13 protein-coding genes are annotated in these 14,907 nt (G+C 61.1%); 2 read left to right on the top strand and 11 right to left on the bottom strand.

Annotation, left to right across the window (positions count from 1 at the left end):
* Positions 1-35 precede the first annotated feature (35 nt).
* The 11 genes from CFE47_RS10970 to CFE47_RS10920 all read right to left on the bottom strand — a co-directional run bounded on the left by CFE47_RS10970 (position 36) and on the right by CFE47_RS10920 (position 11,403).
* The gene (locus CFE47_RS10970) at positions 36-680 is read right to left on the bottom strand and encodes a methionine ABC transporter permease (RefSeq protein ID WP_017736886.1); all 645 of its coding nucleotides are present in this window, start codon (positions 678-680) and stop codon (positions 36-38) included.
* Positions 670-1,785 (bottom strand): methionine ABC transporter ATP-binding protein, encoded by a 1,116-nt coding sequence (locus CFE47_RS10965; RefSeq protein WP_286836953.1) that lies wholly within the window; start codon positions 1,783-1,785, stop codon positions 670-672. Before CFE47_RS10965 ends, CFE47_RS10970 begins: the two co-directional genes overlap by 11 nt.
* Complete coding sequence (locus tag CFE47_RS10960) at positions 1,782-2,597, bottom strand: MetQ/NlpA family ABC transporter substrate-binding protein (RefSeq protein ID WP_286836951.1); 816 nt, start codon at positions 2,595-2,597, stop codon at positions 1,782-1,784. The genes CFE47_RS10965 and CFE47_RS10960 overlap by 4 nt, the downstream gene beginning before the upstream one ends.
* A gap of 140 nt (positions 2,598-2,737) precedes the next feature.
* Positions 2,738-4,090 (bottom strand): LLM class flavin-dependent oxidoreductase, encoded by a 1,353-nt coding sequence (locus tag CFE47_RS10955; RefSeq protein WP_286836949.1) that lies wholly within the window; start codon positions 4,088-4,090, stop codon positions 2,738-2,740.
* Complete coding sequence (locus CFE47_RS10950) at positions 4,091-5,284, bottom strand: SfnB family sulfur acquisition oxidoreductase (RefSeq protein WP_286836947.1); 1,194 nt, start codon at positions 5,282-5,284, stop codon at positions 4,091-4,093. It abuts the gene before it with no gap.
* A 26-nt stretch (positions 5,285-5,310) separates the two neighbouring features.
* Positions 5,311-6,552: an SfnB family sulfur acquisition oxidoreductase gene (locus CFE47_RS10945; RefSeq protein ID WP_286836945.1), complete on the bottom strand. Its 1,242-nt coding sequence runs from the start codon at positions 6,550-6,552 to the stop codon at positions 5,311-5,313.
* Positions 6,553-6,739: 187 nt separating this feature from the next.
* Entirely contained in the window at positions 6,740-7,504 is a 765-nt protein-coding gene (locus CFE47_RS10940) for a hypothetical protein (protein WP_286836943.1), read from the bottom strand.
* Positions 7,505-7,917: 413 nt separating this feature from the next.
* A complete protein-coding gene (gene tcyN, locus CFE47_RS10935; RefSeq protein ID WP_286836941.1) occupies positions 7,918-8,664 on the bottom strand; it encodes an L-cystine ABC transporter ATP-binding protein TcyN in 747 nt (248 codons plus the stop codon).
* Positions 8,665-8,667: 3 nt separating this feature from the next.
* A complete protein-coding gene (tcyL, locus tag CFE47_RS10930) occupies positions 8,668-9,333 on the bottom strand; it encodes a cystine ABC transporter permease (protein ID WP_105699285.1) in 666 nt (221 codons plus the stop codon).
* Positions 9,333-10,127, bottom strand: coding sequence for a cystine ABC transporter substrate-binding protein (gene tcyJ / locus CFE47_RS10925; RefSeq protein ID WP_286836938.1), 795 nt, complete (start codon positions 10,125-10,127; stop codon positions 9,333-9,335). Before tcyJ ends, tcyL begins: the two co-directional genes overlap by 1 nt.
* Before the next feature lie 280 nt (positions 10,128-10,407).
* Positions 10,408-11,403, bottom strand: a complete 996-nt coding sequence (locus CFE47_RS10920) for a D-cysteine desulfhydrase (RefSeq protein ID WP_286836936.1) — start codon at positions 11,401-11,403, stop codon at positions 10,408-10,410.
* 167 nt (positions 11,404-11,570) lie between these two features.
* Between CFE47_RS10920 and epsC the strand changes: the two genes are divergently transcribed.
* Together epsC and betT are read left to right on the top strand one after the other, a co-directional pair.
* Entirely contained in the window at positions 11,571-12,497 is a 927-nt protein-coding gene (gene epsC, locus CFE47_RS10915) for a serine O-acetyltransferase EpsC (RefSeq protein ID WP_286836934.1), read from the top strand.
* 401 nt (positions 12,498-12,898) lie between these two features.
* Positions 12,899-14,860, top strand: a complete 1,962-nt coding sequence (gene betT / locus CFE47_RS10910) for a choline transporter BetT (RefSeq protein WP_185705359.1) — start codon at positions 12,899-12,901, stop codon at positions 14,858-14,860.
* Positions 14,861-14,907 lie beyond the last annotated feature (47 nt).

The raw sequence follows: 14,907 nt of genomic DNA, 5'->3' as shown, positions 1-14,907 counted from the left end.
TTTACGTCACACGCCAGCAAATTCCGCCCCGGCTTTCAGCGTTTATTCAACACCCGCGCCAACCGATCTCCACCTAACTGAATGAACGCCACCAGCACCACCAGCAACACGATCACCGTCAGCATGATCTGCGTGTCAAACCGCTGGTAGCCATAGCGGTAGGCAATGTCGCCCAGGCCACCCGCACCAATTGCACCGGCCATGGCCGACGAGTTGATCATGGTCACCAACGTAATCGTGAACCCACCGACGATTCCTGGCAGCGCTTCCGGCAACAGCACATGCCAGATGATGTGCCAGCGGCGGCAGCCCATGGCCTGCGCAGCTTCGATCAAGCCGTGATCGACCTCGCGCAAACTCACTTCGGCAATCCGCGCAAAGAACGGCGTAGCGGCAATGGTCAGCGGTACGACGGCGGCCCACACACCGTAGGTGGTGCCAACAATCAGCCGGGTGAAGGGAATCAACGCCACCATCAAGATCAAAAACGGAATCGAGCGGAACAGATTGACGAACGCTCCCAGCACACGATTCAGCGCCGGGGCCTGGTAGATGCCGCCCTTGTCGCTGGTGACCAAAAACACCGCCAGCGGAATGCCCACCAGCAACGCGATCAGCGACGACACGCCGACCATCAACAGGGTGTCGATGGCGCCCTGCAATAAACGATCAAACCACATAGCCCAGCACCTCCGCCTGTTGTGCCCAATTGCCGGCGCGGTTGCGCAGTTCCTCAGCGCTGTGGGTCGAGCCACTCACCGCCAACAATAGTTGCCCCAGGGCGTGCCCCTGGATGCGTTCCACGCCGCCTTGCAGCAAGCGCACGCGGCCACCGAGGGCGCTGAACAGTGCCGCCAGGTCTGGCTCATCGGTATCGCTGCCGGTGAACTGCAAGCGCAGCACCACGGCGGCATCGGCTGATGCCGGTGTAGCCTGCAAACGGCTTTGCAGTTCTTCCGGCAGGCCGTGCTGCAGCGGTGCCAGCAAGGTCTTGCTGACTTCATGCTGCGGGTTGCCAAACACTTGCCACACCGGGCCTTGCTCGACGATACGGCCGTGCTCCAGCACCACCACGCGGTCGCAGATCTCGCGGATCACCGCCATCTCGTGGGTGATCAACACGATGGTCAAACCCAGCCGTTGGTTGATCTCGCGCAGCAGGCCGAGGATCGACTGGGTGGTCTCCGGGTCGAGGGCCGAAGTGGCCTCGTCGCACAGCAGAATCTGTGGGTCATGCACCAGCGAACGGGCGATGCCCACGCGCTGCTTCTGCCCACCGGACAACTGCGCCGGATATGACTTGTGCTTGTCTTGCAAACCCACCAGCTCCAGCAGTTCACGCACCTTTTGCTCGCGTTGCAGCTTGGGCACGCCGGCCACTTTCAGCGGCAACTCGACGTTCTGCCACACGGTCTTGGCCGACATCAGGTTGAAGTGCTGGAAGATCATGCCAATGCGCCGACGCAGGGCTACAAGGTGGTCTTCGTCGTAGTCGCCGATGTCCACTTGATCGATCAGCACTCGCCCGCTGCTGGGTTGCTCCAGGCGGTTGATGGTGCGGATCAGCGAGGACTTACCGGCGCCGCTGCGGCCGATGATGCCGAACACCTCACCGCGCTGGATCGCCAGGTCGATGCCTTGCAGGGCATGTACCTTGCCGTCGTAGGTCTTGCCCAGGTTAATGAAGCGCACGTGGGCGCGGTTTAGGTCAGGGTGCAGTTCTGTCTGCTCGGCGTCCCTGGGCGGCAGGCCCAGGTCGCGCAGTTGAGAGTGGGCGGCGGTCATTTTTTAGCTTCCCAGCCGACTTGGTAGAGCTTGCCGAGGGATTTATCCAACGCGGCGCGCACCACCGGCGAGTGCTGGTAAATGTCGACGAACTTGATCACCCGTGGGTCGGTGGTGCCTTTGGGTTGGGTGACGAACTGAATCACGTATTCCGGATGGTCCAGGCCGTCGAACAGCAGCGCCGACTCGGCATCGAAGGTCTTGGACAGGCGGATATACGCCGGGTAGCCCTGCACGAGGTCGGCATCGTCATAGGCGCGTACCAGTTGCACGGCCTCGACCTGCAGGATCTTGATCTTCTTCGGGTTGCTGACGATGTCTTCTTCGGTGGCCTTGTAGCCCACGCCCGGCTTGAGGGTGATCAAGCCAGCCTTGGCCAGCAGTTGCAGGCCGCGACCGCTGTTGATCGGGTCGTTGGCGATGGCCACGCTGGCGCCTTGGGGCAGGTCATTGATGCTTTTGTACTTCTTCGAGTACAGGCCGACGTTGTTGATGATGCCCGGTGCATACGGCACCAGGTCGAACCCAGCGGCGGCCTTGGCGTTTTCCAGGAACGGGATGTGCTGGAAGTAGTTCACGTCGATATCACCGGCGGCGAGGCTGACGTTCGGTGCGATCCAGTCGGTGAATTCCACCAGTTCGACTTTCAGGCCTTGCTTGCCGGCTTCGGCCACGGCGGCTTCCAACGGGATGGCGAAAGCGGCAGTGGTGCCGACTTTCAACGGCGCGTCGCTGGCGAATACAACCGAGCTGAACAGTCCAAAAGCCAGGGCCAGTGCTTTGACTGGGTGGGAGAGCAGTGTCTTTTTCATTATCAATTTCCAGTCATAAGATTTAGGTCAGAACAATGCGGTCTACTGTGGGAGCTGGCTTGCCTGCGATAGCGGTCTGTCAGGCAACTCTTTTTTGCTGACCTACCGCTATCGCAGGCAAGCCAGCTCCCACATTTTGATTAGTGTCGGTAGGTAGAGCCGGTGTGCTGTTCGGGCAGGCGCGCGGTGTTGTGGAAGACTTTTTCACGCAACGTGCCGGTCTCATACGCGGTCTTGTACGACCCGCGCTTCTGCAACTCCGGCACCACCAGATCGATAAAGTCCACATAGCTTTCCGGCGTCACAATCCGCGTCAGGTTGAAGCCATCCAACCCGGTCTCGCTGATCCACGATTCCAGTTCATCCGCCACCTGTTCAGGCGAACCGACCAGGGTGATATAGCGACCGCCCAAGGCGTGTTGCTCCAGCAATTTGCGCCGGGTCCAGTCGTTGTTCTGCAAGTTCTTGGTGGCCGACTGGATCGCGTTGCTCTTCACGTACTGGATCGGTTCGTCCAGTTCGTATTGGGCAAAATCGATCGCCGTCGACGCCGAAAAATGCGCCACGCCGGCTTCCGCGCTGGCGTAGCTCAGGTACTCGGCGTGCTTGGCCCAGGCCAATTCTTCGGTGGCGCCCACGATCACGTTGAGCCCCATGAACACCTTGATGTCGTCTGGATTACGCCCGGCCTCGACCGCGCTGGCGCGCACTTTGTCCACCTGGATCTTGGTCGAGGCCTTGTTCTGCCCGCTGATGAATACGCACTCGGCATGGCGCCCGGCGAACAGCAAGCCGCGATCCGAGCTGCCGGCCTGGAACAGCACCGGCGTACGTTGCGGTGAGGGTTCGCACAGGTGATAACCCTCCACCTGGTAGAACTCGCCGTGGTGCTCGACCTTGTGCACCTTGCCCGGCTGGGCGTACACCCGCGCCTGTGGATCATTGACCACGGCGCCGTCTTCCCAACTGCCTTCCCAGAGCTTGTAGAGCACTTCCAGGTATTCGTCGGCCTGGTCGTAGCGGCGGTCGTGCTCAACCTGTTCGGTCAGGCCCATGGCCTTGGCGGCGCTGTCGAGGTAGCCGGTGACGATGTTCCAGCCCACTCGGCCACGGCTCAGGTGGTCGAGGGTGGACATGCGCCGCGCGAACAGATACGGCGGCTCGTAGGTAAGGTTGGCGGTGAGGCCGAAGCCGAGATTTTTGGTCACGGCAGCCATCGCCGACACCAGCAACAACGGGTCATTGACCGGCAGTTGGATCGACTCTTTAAGCGGCACGTCGATGGAGTTTTGGTAGACGTCGTACACGCCGACGATGTCGGCGATGAACAAGCCATCGAACAAGCCGCGCTCCAGGGTTTGCGCCAATTCGGTCCAGTATTCAATGGTCTTGTACTGGGTGGACGTGTCCCGTGGATGCGTCCACATCCCGTGGTTGATATGCCCGATGCAGTTCATGTTGAAGGCATTGAGCAGGATTTTTTTCTTGGCCATTTAGATGGTCCCCCGCAGTGGCGGGTTTTCATCGTTGAGGTAGTAATTGCCCACTGCGTGGTACTTCCAGCGCACCGGGTCGTGCAGGGTGTGCACGCGGGCGTTGCGCCAGTGGCGGTCCAGGCCATGTTCGGCCAGGGTTGCCTGGCTGCCGGCGAGTTCAAACAAGGTGCTGCCAGCGGCCAGCGAAATCTCGGTGCTCAAGGCACGCACTTCGGCGACGGCAATCGAGGCAGCAGCGACGGTCTCGGCGTTGCTGTCGGCCTGGGCGCGGTCGAGAAATTCACCTGAGCGTTCCAGCAGCGCTTCGGCGGCGTGCAGGCGGATGCTCAGGTGGCCGAAGCTTTTCAGGGTCAGCGGGTCTTCGGTGGCTTTGTCGTTGCCGGAATCGATCCAGGGGCGGGTCTTGGTGCGCACAAAGTGCAGCGCATCCTCAAAGGCGGCGCGGGCGATGCCGGTGTCGATGGCGGCGTGAAGAATCTGCGCCAGCGGGCCGACAGTGGTCGGACGCTCGAAGGCGCTCTGGAATGGAATCACATCGTGGGCGGCGACCCACACGTTGTCGAACACCACCGAACCGCTGCCGGTGGTGCGCTGGCCGAAGCCGCTCCAGTCGTCGATCACCGTCAAGCCTTCGCTGTTACGCGGCACGAACGCCAGTTGCTGCACACCCTGTTCATCCACTACGGACGTTGGGATGCGCTGGGCATAGATCGCACCGGTGGAGTAGAACTTGCGGCCGCTGATGCGAAAACCATCGCCGTCGCGGGTGATGGAGGTGACGCGGTCGTGGGCGGTCTTGGTGCCCAGTTCGGCCAGCGCATTGCCGAAACGCTGGCCAGCCAGCACCTCGGCGTACAGGCGTTTTTGCTGCGCTGGCGTGCCGTTCACGCGCAGCACTTCGAGTGCGTAGAAATGGTTTTGCGGGATCTGGCCCAACGAGGCGTCCGCCTGGGCGATCAGCGCAATCACCTTGGCCAGGGTGACGTTGGACACGCCTGCGCCGCCGTATTCCTTCGGCACGCTGATGCCCCACAGGCCGGAGCGTGAAAACACGTCCAGTTCGGGTAGGGGCAGGCGGCGTTCGCGGTCGCGCTGGACACTGTCGCGACGGAAGTCTTCGGCCAGGTCGCTGGCGACAATAAGGGCTTGTTCGTCGCTGGTTATGACCGCGACGTGGTGAGAAAGGGTCATGCGTATTTCTCCAGAGGTCTGGTCGGTTAAATCCAGGAATGGCGGGCCGGAAGGGTGCCATTGAGTCGGAAGGCGCCGATGGCGTGATACTTCCACCGCACCGGGTCGTGCAGGGTGTGCACCCGGGCGTTGCGCCAATGACGGTCGAGGTTGAATTCAGCGAGGGTGGCGCGGCTGCCGGCCAGTTCGAAGAGCTTTTCGCTGACCAGCAGCGACACCTCGGTGGTCAGCACTTTTGCTTCGGCCACGGCGATCGAGGCACGGGCTGCGGATTGCGCGGTGATCGGCGCAGCGCTGACCTGGTCGAGCACCTGGCCGGCCTTGCGCAGCAGCGCTTCGGCGGCGTGCAATTCAATCTTCAACTTGCCGATGTCGGCGATCACATACAGGTCATCGCTGGCGCGTTCGACCTTGGCGTCGACCCAGGGGCGCGAGCGCTCGCGGACGAAGGCGATGGTGTCATCCAGCGCACCCCGTGCAATGCCGGCGTCGATGGCGGCCTGGATCAGTTGCGAAACAGCGCCCTGGATATTCGGCGTTTCGCCGATGCGCCAGTTTTCAACGACCAGCTCTGCGTCCACCGGCACTTGGTCCAACAGCACTGTGCCGCTGGCGGTGGTGCGTTGGCCAAAGCCGGACCAGTCGTCCACGATGCGCAGCCCTTCGGTACCACGGCGTACAAAGGCCATGACCTGCTTGCCGTCATCGTTCAGCGCCTTGACCGCGACCCAGTGGGCAAACAGCGCGCCGGTGGAATAGAACTTCTGGCCGCTGATCACATAACCGTCACCCTGGGCAGTGATACGCGCCTTGAGTTCCAGGGTGTTCTTGGTGCCACGCTCCGGGCCGCCATTGCCGATGCGCCAGCCGTCGAGGACGCTCTGGAACAGCTGCTTTTTCTGGCGCTCGGTGGCGGCACCCTGCAACAGGTGCAGGATGCCGAAATGGTTCTGCGGGATCTGGCCGAGGGCCGGGTCTGCCGCGCTGATGATCGCGAACACCTCGGCCAGGGTCACGAAAGACACATGGGGGCCGCCGTATTCACGGGGAATGGAAATACTGCCCAGCCCACTGCGGGTGAACTGCTCGATCTGTGCCCATGGCAGCTTGCGTTGCTGATCGCGCTTGGCGGCTTGCAGGCGCGCCGCCTCGGCCAGCGTATGAGCTGCGTTCAGGGCCTCGGCGTCGTTGCGCAGCACGGTGGCAGGCAACAACAGCGGGGCTACATCCAGATCGCTCTGGTGGGGTGTTTGAGCCAAGTTAGACATCAGCGCCGCTCCTTGGCTGCACGTAATGCCCTGGCGTTATGCACCGGGGTAATTCTGACCATACCGACCTCGCATTCAATGAAATAAAAACAGAAAAATCAGAGATGTCCGGTGGTCCGGTGCATATACCTTAAGCGCGTTAAATATTTAAATAAACGTGCGTTTTGGAATAAGCATAGAAGGTCTGTTACCCCGGCTCACACGGTGAGCCGAGCGTGCGAGGCTGGTAGATCAACATCGCCCCGGCCCTGCGGGATGATGCTGTGGCGGCGATGCGCAACGTGCGCGCCGGCGCCCAGCGTGAGTTATTGCCCACGCGATCCAGAATGCAGTAGGTGACGTCCAGCCGACTGTCATCGCCGGCTTCGATGATGAGCGCCCCAGGCACCCACACCTGTACGGCCAAGCCGACGTTCTTGGCCTGGATCTTCGGCAAATCCAGGCGCGCATCACCCCAGCGCAGGGTGATGGCGTCACCGGTGCTCATGTTCAGATAGGGTTCGATGGTCAGCGGAATACCGCGCCCGACCTGGCTGGCGTTGACGCCGTAACGGCGAATGCTGTCGGGCAGGCCCACAGGCGCGAGGCTCTGGTTTTCATCGCTGTACAACGGCAAGGGCTGGCCACCCGGATACTGGGTCTTCACGCGCACCCGGGTCACTGCCGAACGGGCAGGACTGCGGCCGACCTGCATGACCTGGTAATGCACCTGCGCTGCGCCATCCAGCACGAAACTCTCTGGCACCCGCAGATGGGTAGGCATACCGACCTTGCATGCGGTTACCCGCCGTGAGGCGGCAAAGCAGTTGTTCCAGAACAGCTCGATCAAGTCACCTTCATCCATGCCGGGATAGGGCGCGATGTCGACCTGCAGTTGGGCGGCGGCGAGGGCATTGATGCCGTTGCGCAGGGCTTGGGGCAGCGTCGGGGCGGTGAGCGGGGTGTGCGTCATAAGTAATCTCCTTGATGCAGCCAGCAGCAATCGTTCCGGCTTTTGGCGCGGGTGCGCGAAGGGGCCGAAAAGAACGATTCAGTGAATAGCCGGGATAGGATCCAATCCTCTGGGCGTTAGATAAGAGGGTTGGCAGAGGAGCGTCAATGGAGGCAAAGGGCTAAACGGCGGGTATGGAGATATTCAGAAGGGTCTGACTGGCGGGGGGATCTTAAGAGGCAGGCAGCGGGTTGTTTTACCGTTGGATACGCAGACTTGTTGTAGCGAGCGGGCTTGCCCCGCGCTGGGGGGCGAAGCCGCCCTAAACTCTGGCCGCGAGGTTTAATGGGATAAATTCGGTGCCTGGGTTGGGGCGGCTTCGCCCCCCAGCGCGGGGCAAGCCCGCTCACTACAGAAGCTGCGCAGCATCCGGCTCAGTGAGCGAGGAATTTGCTTAGGAACTGCTTGGTGCGTTCTTCCTTGGGGTTGGCAAACAGCGCCTTGGCTTCGCCTTGCTCAACGATCACGCCCTTGTCGAAGAAGATCACGCGGTTGGCCACATCCCGCGCAAAACTCATCTCGTGGGTGACGATGACCATGGTGCGGTTTTCTTCGGCGAGGCTGCGGATAGTCGCCAGCACTTCACCCACCAATTCCGGGTCCAGGGCAGAGGTGGGTTCGTCGAACAGAATCACCTCCGGTTCCATGGCCAACGCCCGGGCAATCGCCACGCGCTGTTGCTGGCCACCGGAGAGGCGCCGTGGGTATGAGTCCTCCTTGCCCGCCAGGCCCACCCGAGCCAGTAACTTGCGGCCGAGGGCGACCGCCGCATCGTGCGGCATCTTCTTGACCACGGTAGGGCCTTCGATGACGTTTTCCAGCGCCGTGCGGTGGGGGAACAGGTTGAAGTTCTGGAATACAAAACCCACATGCTGGCGCAAGCGCCGCACCAGGCCTTGCTGCTGGTTGATCGGCTTGCTGGTGTCGATCTCGATGTCGCCCACCTTGATGCGACCGCTGGTGGGTTGTTCGAGGAAGTTCAGGCAGCGCAGGAAGGTGGTCTTGCCGGAACCGCTGGGGCCGATGATGGCGATGACTTCGCCTTCCTTGACCTCAAGGTCGATGCCGTTGAGCACCACCTGACCCTTGAATTGTTTGGTCAGTTTTTCAACCACTATCATGCTTCAAGACTCCAGGTCATGCCGGTTGACCCGGTCTTCCAGACGATTTTGCAAATGCGCCAGGAGGCTCGCCAGGATCCAGTAGATCAGGGCGGCGGACAGGTACATGGTGAAGATTTCGAAGGTTCGTGCAGACACCAGTTGAGCCTGGCGGAACAGCTCGGGCACCTGGATGGTGGCGGCTAGCGCGGTGTCCTTGACCAGCGAAATAAAGCTGTTGCCCAACGGCGGCAAGGCCGTGCGCATGGCTTGCGGCAGGATGGCCCGGCGCAGGGTCTGCGCGCGGGTCATGCCGATACTGGCCGCAGCTTCCCACTGGCCGCGCTCGATGGAACCGATGGCGGCACGCAGGATTTCACAGGCGTAAGCGGCCATGTTCAGCGAAAAGCCGATCATGGCCGCCGGGATCGGATCCAGCTCGATGCCCACTTGCGGCAAGCCGTAGTAGATCAAGAACAGCTGTACCAGCAAGGGCGTGCCGCGAAAGAACGACACGTAGACTCGGGCGAGCCAGCTCACCAGCTTGAAGCGCGAAAGACGCATCAAGGCCAGGCCGAAGCCCAGCAGCAAACCGAAGAACATCCCGCCGAGGCTGAGGATCACCGTGTAATACGCGCCCTTGAGCAGAAAGGGCGCGGAGTCCAGCGCGAGTTGGAAACCTGCTTCCATTATTGAGTGACGTCAGCGTTGAAGTACTTCTCGGACAGCTTCTTCAAGGTGCCATCAGCGCGCAGCTTGTCGAGGGCCTTGTTCACCGCGTCGAGCAGTTCTGGCTCGCCTTTGCGCAGGGCGATACCGGCTTCCTGGCGGGAGAAGGCAGCACCGGCGGCGGCAGTGTCCGTGGCTTTCTTGGCGTATTCCAGGGCGGCCAGGCGGTCGATCAGGATGGCGTCGGTACGGCCGATGCGCAGGTCCTGGAACTTGGTTGGGTCATCGTTGTAGGTCTTGATGATGGCTTTAGGCTGATTGTCCTTGAGCCATTGTTCGTAGTTGGTGCCCAGGCCCACACCGACTTTCTTGCCAGCCAGGTCGTCGGCGGTCTTGATGGTGTCGACGTTCTTTTTCAGGGTCAGCGCTTGAATGCCGGAGACGGTGTACGGCTTGGAGAAGTCATACTTCTTCTTGCGCTCTTCGGAGATGGTCACTTGGTTGACCACAGCGTCCAGGCGCTTGGATTCCAGGGCCGCGAGGATCCCGTCCCAAGGCGTGGCTTGTAGCTTGACCTTCACCCCCAGCTCCTTGGCCAGGGCTTCGGACAGTTCCACTTCGAAGCCGCTGAGCTTGCCGCTTTCATCGACGAAGCTGAACGGCGGGTAGGTGCCTTCCAGGCCGATCTTGATCTCGCCTGCTTTCTTGATGTTGTCCAGCTGTTCACCCGCGACCGCTTGGCCGATCAGGCCAGCGCCGAGTGCCAGGCCCAAAGTGCCCACCAGCAATGTGCGACGGAATACAGAAATAGTCATGAAGAGCCCCTGTGTTTTTTGTGTTGTGCGAAGCAGGTGACGCAGTAGTCGTATCCTGCCTTAAAGCGCGTAGCGCGTCTTCGCCTACGGCGCGATGATAGAGCGGGTTTTTAAGACTTGAAAATAATATAAATCTTATTTGATATTCTTTTATTGAATATGTCGCGATTCTAATGTGGGAGCGGGCTGGCTCGCGAAAGCGGTGGATCAGTCAATACATCTGGTGACTGCCAGTCCGTCTTCGCGAGCAAGCCCGCTCCCACATTTGATCCCTGTTCCTTCAGCTGAATGCGGCGCCATAAGCAAACAACGCCGGTGCCCCGCCGGTATGCAGGAAAATGATCGGCCCGTCCTCAAAGCGCTGACGCCCAATGCCATCCAGCAAACCCGCCATGGCCTTGCCAGTGTAGACCGGGTCCAGCAGCAGGCCTTCCTGGCTCGCCAGCAGCTTGATCGCCGCCAAGGTGCCCGCATTCGGTTCGCCGTATCGCGGGCCGAAGTATTCGTCCCACAGGATCACCTTGAACGCCTCGGGAATATCCACGCCCAGCAACTCAGCCGTGCGCTGCGCCAAGCCTTCAACTTTAGGGCGCTGGGTTTCGTCGGTACGGGACACGGTGACGCCAATCACCGGCAGGTTCGGCAGTACTTCGCTCAAGGCCAGCGCCAGGCCGCTGTGGGTGCCGGCACTGCCGGAGGCGAGTACCACGGCGGCAAATTCGATCCCGCTGTCTTCGATCTGTGCGGCCAATTCCAGCCCGGCGCGTACATAGCCCAGCGCGCCGAGGGCATTGGAGCCGCCGATAGGCACCAGGTATGGTTTTTTACCGTTGCTGCGCAGGCGGTCGGCGAGGGCGTTGAGTTGGTCGTCAACGTTGTCCAGGTTCTCGACCAGTTCGACTTTGGCGTCGAACAACTCCAGCAACAGGCGGTTGCCGTTGCCCAGGTAGTTGGGGTCTTCGGTGCCGGTGGGGTTTTCCAGCAGGGCGACGCAGCCCAGGCCGAGCTTGGCGGCCAGTGCGGCGGTCTGGCGCACGTGGTTGGATTGGATCGCGCCAGCGGTCACCAGGGTGTCGGCGCCTTGGGCAATGGCATCGGCGGCGAGGTATTCGAGCTTGCGCAGCTTGTTGCCGCCCATGGCCAGGGGCGTGGTGTCGTCGCGCTTGACGTAGATGTCCCGGCCCAGCCAGGCCGATAGCCGTTCAAGTTTTTCCAGGCCAGTGGCGCCGCCCAGCAGTTCCAGACGGTTAAAGCGGTCGAGCTGTTGTTTGATCATGGCTACGCACGGTTGCTAAGTGATGGGGCGACTATAGGCAGGCACTTTTCATCGGGCAACCGCCAATCACGTTATGCCGGATGGTTCTTAGCATCACACCATTGGTTCTTAAGGGCGGCCAGGGTGCATACCGTAAAGTGATGGGCATTTCGTCAGGAGTGAATACCGTGAGTGAGCGTTCCAGTCATTGGCAATTACAGACCATCGTCAGCCAGTTGCGCGGCGCCCGGGACCAGTGGCGAACGCGCAATGGCCGTTTGAGCGGCGAGCATGGCGGGCGTGAGCTGCCGTCGCGCGAAGCGGTGGCGCAGATTCTTGAATCGCTGTGCGGTGCGCTGTTCCCGATGCGCCTGGGGCCGGTGGACCTGCGTGAAGAAAGTGAAGACTTCTACGTCGGCCACACCTTGGATGTGGCGTTGAATGCGCTGCTCGCCCAAGCCCGCCTGGAGCTGCGCTACGCCGCGCGACAAGGCGCCAAGGATGACAGCGAAGTCGATGCCCTGGCCATCCGCCTGATCCAGGACTTTGCCCTGGCCTTGCCCTCCCTGCGCAGCCTGTTGGACACCGACGTACTCGCCGCTTACCACGGCGACCCGGCCGCGCGCAGCGTGGATGAAGTGCTGCTGTGCTACCCCGGCATCCTGGCGGTGATTCACCATCGCCTGGCGCACCACCTGTACCGCGCCGGGCTGCCGTTGCTGGCGCGCATCAGTGCGGAGATTGCTCACTCGGCGACGGGAATCGATATCCACCCTGGCGCGCAGATCGGCCCGAGTTTTTTTATCGACCACGGGACCGGCGTGGTGATCGGCGAGACCGCGATCATCGGCGAGCGTGTGCGCATCTACCAGGCCGTGACGTTGGGCGCCAAGCGCTTCCCGGCGGACGAGGACGGGCAGTTGCAGAAGGGCCACCCGCGTCACCCGATTGTCGAGGACGATGTGGTGATCTACGCCGGGGCAACTATTTTGGGGCGCATCACCATCGGCAAGGGCTCGACGATTGGCGGCAACGTATGGCTGACCCGGAGCGTGCCGGCAGGGGCGAATATCACCCAGGCCAATCTGCAACACGATGACGGTACGCAAAAGTAAGACGAACACAGACTCAATGTGGGAGCTGGCTTGCCTGCGATATCGGTGGGTCAGCAACTCATGCACTCGCTGGCTCACTGCTATCGCAGGCAAGCCAGCTCCCACATTTTGATTGCATTCCAAGTTTGAGTCAGCAATCGCTGAACGATTTGTCATCCACACACGTCATACCTTTCCTTGAGCTAGTGTAGGAATTACCTACCACTCAGCCCTGCGATTAGTCCCAAACCGCCTATCCATGTTTAACTTGAATGCTCGTTCAAGTTAAACCCGGTGGTTCGCTGCCCGCTCACAACAGGAGGCTTACCTTTGCTGAGTCCGTTTTATACAGCCACATTCCCTACCCTCGGGGTGCACCGTTCATGAGTGCATCGTCCACCCCTGCAAGCGGCCTGGTGCGCATGAATGCGCCGGTCTTCTACTTCGCTGCAACGTTCATTTTGCTGTTCGGTGTCATTGTCATCGCTATCCCGCAACAGGCTGGCGCTTGGCTGCTGGCCGCGCAAAACTGGGCGGCCAACACGGTCGGCTGGTACTACATGCTGGCGATGACCCTGTATCTGGTCTTCGTGGTGGTCACCGCGCTATCGGGCTACGGCAAGATAAAACTCGGTGCCGACCACGACGAGCCCGAATTCAGTTACCTGTCCTGGGCCGGCATGCTGTTCGCCGCCGGGATCAGCATCACGCTGTTTTTCTTCTGTGTCTCCGAGCCGCTGACCCACCTGGTGCAACCACCCCAGGGCGCGCCGATGAACGCCGATGCCGCACGCCAGGCCATGCAGATTCTGTTTCTGCACTGGGGCCTGCACGGCTGGGGCGTATTTGCGTTTGTCGGCATGGCCCTGGCGTATTTTGCCTACCGGCATAACCTGCCGCTGGCGCTGCGTTCGGCGCTGTACCCACTGATTGGCAAGCGCATCAACGGGCCCATCGGCTACGCGGTGGATGGCTTCGGCATCATCGCCACGGTGTTCGGCCTGGGCGCCGACATGGGCTTTGGCGTGCTGCACCTCAACTCCGGTCTCGACTACCTGTTTGGCATTGCCCATACCCAGTGGATTCAGGTCGGCTTGATCACCCTGATGATGGGCGCCGCGATCATTGTCGCGGTGGCGGGCGTCGACAAGGGCGTGCGGGTCATGTCCGACATCAACATGTTGCTGGCCTGTGCGCTGCTGTTGTTCGTGTTGTTCGCCGGGCCTACCCAGCACTTGCTCAACACCCTGATCCAGAACCTGGGCGACTACCTGGGCGCATTGCCGACCAAGAGTTTCGACGTGTACGCCTACGACAAACCCAGTGACTGGCTGGGCGGTTGGACGGTGTTCTACTGGGCTTGGTGGATCGCTTGGTCGCCCTTCGTGGGCCTGTTTATCGCGCGCATTTCCCGGGGCCGTACCATCCGTGAATTCGTGTTCGGCGTGCTGTTGATCCCGCTGGGTTTCACCCTGGCGTGGATGTCGATCTTCGGCAACAGCGCCATCGACCAAGTGCTCAACCACGGCATGGCGGCGCTCGGTCAGTCGGCCATTGATGATCCGTCGATGAGCCTTTACCTGCTGCTGGAAACCTACCCGTGGAGCAAGGTCGTGATCGCGGTCACGGTGTTTATCAGCTTCGTGTTCTTCGTCACCTCGGCCGACTCCGGCACGGTGGTGCTGTCGACCCTCTCGTCCAAAGGCGGCAACGCCGATGAAGACGGGCCCAAATGGCTGCGGGTGTTCTGGGGTGTGATGACCGGGCTGGTCACCAGTGCACTGCTGTTTGCCGGCAGCATCGATTCGTTGAAGTCCGCGGTGGTGCTGACCTCGTTGCCGTTCTCGATGATCCTGTTGTTGATGATGTGGGGGCTGCACAAGGCGTTCTACCTGGAGTCGCAAAAGCAGATTGCCCAACTGCATTCGCTGGCACCGGTCTCGGCCTCACGCAAAGGCCGTGGCGGCTGGCGCCAGCGCTTGAGCCAGGCGGTGCACTTCCCGTCGCGGGATGAGGTGTATCGCTTCCTCGAATCGACAGTGCGCCCGGCCATTGAAGAAGTGACCGCGGTGTTCGTCGAAAAAGGCCTGAATGTGGTGACGCAACCCGACCCGTCCAACGACAGTGTCAGCCTGGAAATCGGCCATGGCGAGGAGCATCCGTTCGTCTACCAGGTACAGATGCGCGGCTACTTCACGCCGTCGTTTGCCCGGGGTGGCATGGGCTCCAAAGAGATCAACAACCGTCGCTATTACCGTGCAGAAGTGCACTTGGCCGAGGGCAGTCAGGACTACGATCTGGTGGGTTACACCAAGGAGCAGATCATCAACGACATCCTCGACCAGTACGAACGACACCTGCAGTTTTTGCACTTGGTGCGCTAGGTTAATAACCTGTTAAAAACCTCGCAAAGCCCCGTTCTACGGGGCTT

Origin of the sequence: Pseudomonas sp. PGPPP1 (assembly GCF_002255865.1) — a bacterium.
In the GTDB taxonomy this organism is placed as follows: Bacteria; Pseudomonadota; Gammaproteobacteria; order Pseudomonadales; family Pseudomonadaceae; genus Aquipseudomonas; species Aquipseudomonas cremoris.
The sequence above is the reverse complement of the archived record's forward strand: the minus strand, read 5'-3'. Positions and strand labels throughout refer to the sequence as shown.